Source organism: Streptomyces kebangsaanensis (genome assembly GCF_001906585.1).
GTDB classification, from domain to species: domain Bacteria; phylum Actinomycetota; class Actinomycetes; order Streptomycetales; family Streptomycetaceae; genus Streptomyces; species Streptomyces kebangsaanensis.
The window spans coordinates 281,831-286,015 of record NZ_JUJA01000167.1; the positions used below are offsets into that span (position 1 = coordinate 281,831).

Annotated in this window: 5 protein-coding genes; 2 read left to right on the top strand and 3 right to left on the bottom strand. The window is 73.9% G+C overall.

Annotated elements, in window-relative coordinates; all coding sequences use genetic code 11:
* Window positions 1-955 (top strand): CaiB/BaiF CoA transferase family protein (locus RH94_RS36065; RefSeq protein WP_234426278.1); only part of this gene is annotated, 955 nt, incomplete at its 5' end.
* 5 nt (window positions 956-960) lie between these two features.
* Window positions 961-1,798 (top strand): HpcH/HpaI aldolase/citrate lyase family protein (locus tag RH94_RS36070; RefSeq protein ID WP_234426312.1); only part of this gene is annotated, 838 nt, incomplete at its 3' end.
* A gap of 85 nt (window positions 1,799-1,883) precedes the next feature.
* Here the strand turns inward: RH94_RS36070 and lgt are convergent.
* From lgt to RH94_RS45735, 3 genes are all read right to left on the bottom strand, one after another.
* The gene (gene lgt / locus RH94_RS36075) at window positions 1,884-2,855 is read right to left on the bottom strand and encodes a prolipoprotein diacylglyceryl transferase (protein ID WP_073952504.1); all 972 of its coding nucleotides are present in this window, start codon (window positions 2,853-2,855) and stop codon (window positions 1,884-1,886) included.
* 103 nt (window positions 2,856-2,958) lie between these two features.
* Window positions 2,959-3,732 (bottom strand): DsbA family protein, encoded by a 774-nt coding sequence (locus tag RH94_RS36080; RefSeq protein ID WP_073952505.1) that lies wholly within the window; start codon window positions 3,730-3,732, stop codon window positions 2,959-2,961.
* Between the two features lie 102 nt (window positions 3,733-3,834).
* A partial coding sequence (locus RH94_RS45735) for a tryptophan synthase subunit alpha (protein ID WP_234426279.1) occupies window positions 3,835-4,185 on the bottom strand: 351 nt, incomplete at its 5' end.

Genomic DNA, 4,185 nt, shown 5'->3' on the forward strand with positions numbered 1-4,185 from the left:
CCGCCGTACCCTGCTGCGGCTGGCCGCCGGCGCCGACGTGATCGTGGAGAACTTCCGGCCCGGCACCCTGGAGAGGTGGGAGCTGGGCTGGCCGGAGCTGTCGGCGGTCAATCCGCGTCTGGTCCTGGCCCGGGTCACCGGGTTCGGCCAGTTCGGCCCGTACGCGCCCCGCCCCGGCTTCGGCACCCTCGCCGAGGCGCTGAGCGGGTTCGCCGCGATCACCGGCGAGCCGGACGGGCCGCCGACGCTCCCGCCGTTCGGGCTCGCCGACGCGATCGCGGGACTGGCGACGGCGTACGCGGTGATGACCGCGCTCGCGGCACGGGAGCGCACCGGCGAGGGGCAGATCGTCGACATGGCGATCATCGAGCCGATCCTGACCGTCCTCGGCCCGCAGCCCCTGTGGTACGACCAGCTCGGCTACGTCCAGCCCCGCACCGGCAACCGCACCCGGAACAACGCCCCGCGCAACACCTACCGCACCTCGGACGGCACCTGGGTGGCCGTCTCCACGTCGGCCCAGTCGGTCGCGGAACGCGTGATGCTCCTGGTGGGCCGCCCGGAGCTGATCGAGGAGCCGTGGTTCGCGACCGGCGCGGGGCGGGCCGCGCACGCCGACGTGCTCGACGAGGCGGTCGGCGGCTGGATCGCCCGGCACACACGCACCGAGGCCCTGGCCGCCTTCGAGAAGGCCCAGGCGGCGATCGCGCCGATCCAGGACGTACGGGACGTGATGGCCGACCCGCAGTACCGGGCCCTGGGCACCTTCACCACGCTGTACGACCCGGAGCTCGGCCGGCTGCGCATGCAGAACGTCCTCTTCCGGCTCTCCGCCACCCCGGGCGCCGTCCGCTGGGCGGGCCGTCCGCACGGCGCGGACACGGACGCGGTGCTGACCGAGCTGGGCCTCACCCCGGAGGAACTGGCCGCGCTGCGCGCGGAGGGCGCCCTGTGACGGCCATCGTCCCGTTCCCGCTGACCTGGCTGTACGTCCCCGGCGACCGCCCCCGTGTCGTCACCAAGGCCCTCGCCTCCGGCGCGGACGTGGTGATCGTCGACCTGGAGGACGCGGTCGCCCCGGACCGCAAGGAGTACGCCCGCGACGCCACCGCCGAGCTGCTGAGCGAGCCGCCGCCGGTCCCGGTCCACGTACGCGTCAACGCCGTCGACGGGCCGCTGGCCACCGCGGATCTGGCGGCGGTGGCGCCCCGGCCGGGTCTGGCCGGGCTGCGGCTGCCGAAGGTGACGTCCGCCGAGCAGGTCGCCCGCGTCGCGGCACGCGCGGAGGCCGCTCGGAGCCCGTCGCCGGCGGACCGACCGGGGCCCCCGCTGTACGCCCTCCTGGAGACGGCCCTGGCCGTCGAGCGCGCCTACGCCATCGCCTCCGCGCACCCTTCTCTGCGCGGCGTCTCGATCGGCGAGTCGGACCTGCGTGCGGACCTGGGCGTGCAGCGGGACTCCGGACTGGACTGGTCCCGTGCCCGTGTCGTGGTGGCAGCCCGCGCGGCCGGACTCGCCCCGCCGGCCCAGTCCGTGCACCCCGACATCCGGGACCTGGAGGGTCTGGCGGCCTCCTGCGCCCACGGCCGCGCCCTCGGCTTCCTCGGCCGCGCGGCCATCCACCCCCGCCAGTTGCCGGTCATCGAACGCGCCTACCTGCCGACCGACCGCGAACTCGAGGAGGCGGAGACGGTCGTCAAGGCGGCCACCACGGACCGCGGCGCCCAGGCCCTCCCGGACGGCCGCTTCGTCGACGCGGCGGTGGTGGCGGCGGCCCGGCGCACCCTGGCGCTGGCCCNNNNCCGCCGGTGCTGACACCGGGTGCGGACACGACGAGGGCGCCCCGGGGATCCGGGGCGCCCTCGTCCGCGTACGACCGGCGGTCAGCCCTTCCGGGCCGACTCGGCCTCGTCCCTCACGTCGCTCGCCTCGGTCTCGTCCTTCACATCGCTCGCCTCGGTCTCGTCGGAGGCTTCCGGCGCGTCCTTCCGCACGTCCCCGGCGTCCTGCGCCTCGGCGGCCTCCTCGCCGGGGGTGGTCACGCCCGGTTCGACCTCGGTCTCCCGGCCCGGCCGCTTCCTGGCGGACACCCAGATGTAGGTCACCGCGAGCAGGAGGACGAGCAGCGCCGTCCAGTTGTTCAGCCGCAGGCCCAGGATGTGGTGGGCCTCGTCGACCCGCATGTACTCGATCCAGAACCGGCCCACGCAGTACGCGGCGACGTACAGGGCGAACGCCCTGCCGTGGCCCAGCTTGAAGCGGCGGTCGGCCCAGATGACCAGGAAGCCCACGCCGACGCACCACAGCGACTCGTACAGGAACGTCGGGTGGTAGTACCCCGGCACCCGGCCGTCGGCCGCGGAGGTGATGTGCACCGCCCAGGGAACGTCCGTCTCCCGGCCGTACAGCTCCTGGTTGAACCAGTTGCCCCAGCGGCCGATCGCCTGTGCGAAGGCGATGCCCGGCGCCACCGCGTCGGCGTACGCCGGCATCGGGATGCCCCGGCGCCGGGCGCCGATCCACGCGCCCAGCCCGCCGAGCGCGATCGCGCCCCAGATGCCGAGGCCGCCCTCCCACACCTTGAAGGCGTCCACCCAGTCACGGCCCTCGCTGAAGTACAGCTCGTAGTCCGTGATCACGTGGTAGAGCCGGCCGCCGACCAGGCCGAACGGCACAGCCCAGACCGCGATGTCGGCCACCGTGCCGGCCCGCCCGCCACGGGCGATCCAGCGCTTGTTGCCGAGCCAGACGGCAACGAAGACGCCGATGATGATGCAGAACGCGTAGCCGCGCAGCGGAATCGGGCCGAGGTACAGCACACCGCGCGACGGGCTGGGAATGTAGGCAAGTTCCATGGCAAGGTCGACGCTACCGCAGCCGGACCGGGGTCACCTCAAACAGCCCGGCTACGGCTCCATAACGGGCCGGCCCCGCGCTCGTCTCCCCGTCCTCCTCCGGTCACCCCTTGTCGGCCGCCTCCACCATCTGCTTCAGCTTCGCCGGGGTCATCGTCCGGTCCTTCAGGATGTCCTTCCCGTTCAGCAGGACGGTCGGGGTGCCCGAGAAGCCGCCGGCCTGGAAGGCCTGGTGGGACTTGTCGACCCAGCCGTCGTGCGTGCCGTCCTTGACGCACTTGGTGAAGGCCGGGGTGTCCAGGCCGCTCACCTTGCCGGCCAGCTGGACGAGCTTGTTGTTGTCGGCGTAGGCGTCGTCGGTCTCCGCGGGCTGGTTCTCGAACAGCACGTCGTGGTACGCGGGGAACTTGCCGGCGTCCTGGGCGCAGGCCGCCGCGTTGGCCGCGCGCAGCGAGCCGGCGCCGCCGAGGTTGCCGTCGATCAGCCTGACCAGGTGGTACTCGACCCTGAGCTTGCCGGAGCCGGTCAGCTCGCGGAGCGTCGGGCGGTACGCCGCCTCGAAGGCCTTGCAGGCCGGGCAGCGGAAGTCCTCCCACACGGTGAGCGTGGACTTGGCGCCGTCCTGGCCGACCGGGATCGCCAGGCTGTCCTTGCCCTGCGCGCCCGAGGGCGCCACGACCGGGCCCGTGCTGCTCTTGCTGCTCTTGCCGGAGTTGGCGGCCAGCAGGCCGATCACCGCCGCCAGCCCCAGGACGCACACGACGGTCGCGGCCACGATCAGCGTGCGCCGCCGCCTCTCCGAGGCCTTCTGCTTCTCGCGCTCGACCGCCAGCCGCTGCCGGGCGGTGCGCTTTCCCTGATGGTTCTTCTCGCTCACACCCCCAGAACGAACCGGGGAGGCGCAATGCGCCTCCCCGGCCCCAGGACCACCCGTTCGGGTGATCGAACGATCAGCCGCGGCTGTCGCCGCCTGTCGTCCCTACGCCTGCCCGCGCACGCCGCTCGCCAGCTCGCCCGCGAGCGCGCGGACGGCCTCGAGACCGGCCGCGGGGTCCGGGGCGTCCAGCATCCGCTTGACGAAGGCGGAGCCGACGATCACCCCGTCGGCGAAGCCGGCGACCTCGGCGGCCTGGGCGCGGTTGGAGACGCCGAGACCGACGCACACGGGCAGGCCGGTACCGGTGGCCCGGGTCCGGCCGACCAGTTCCTGGGCCTGCGCGCCCACCGACTCGCGGGTGCCGGTGACCCCCATCAGCGAGGCGGCGTAGACGAACCCGGAGCCCGCCGCGGTGATCTCGGCGAGCCGCTCGTCCTTGCTGCTCGGCGCCAC

Coding starts and splice junctions, on each gene's coding strand:
- lgt (WP_073952504.1), bottom strand. CDS start 2,855: ATGGAACTTGCCTACATTCCCAGCCCGTCGCGCGGTGTGCTGTACCTC.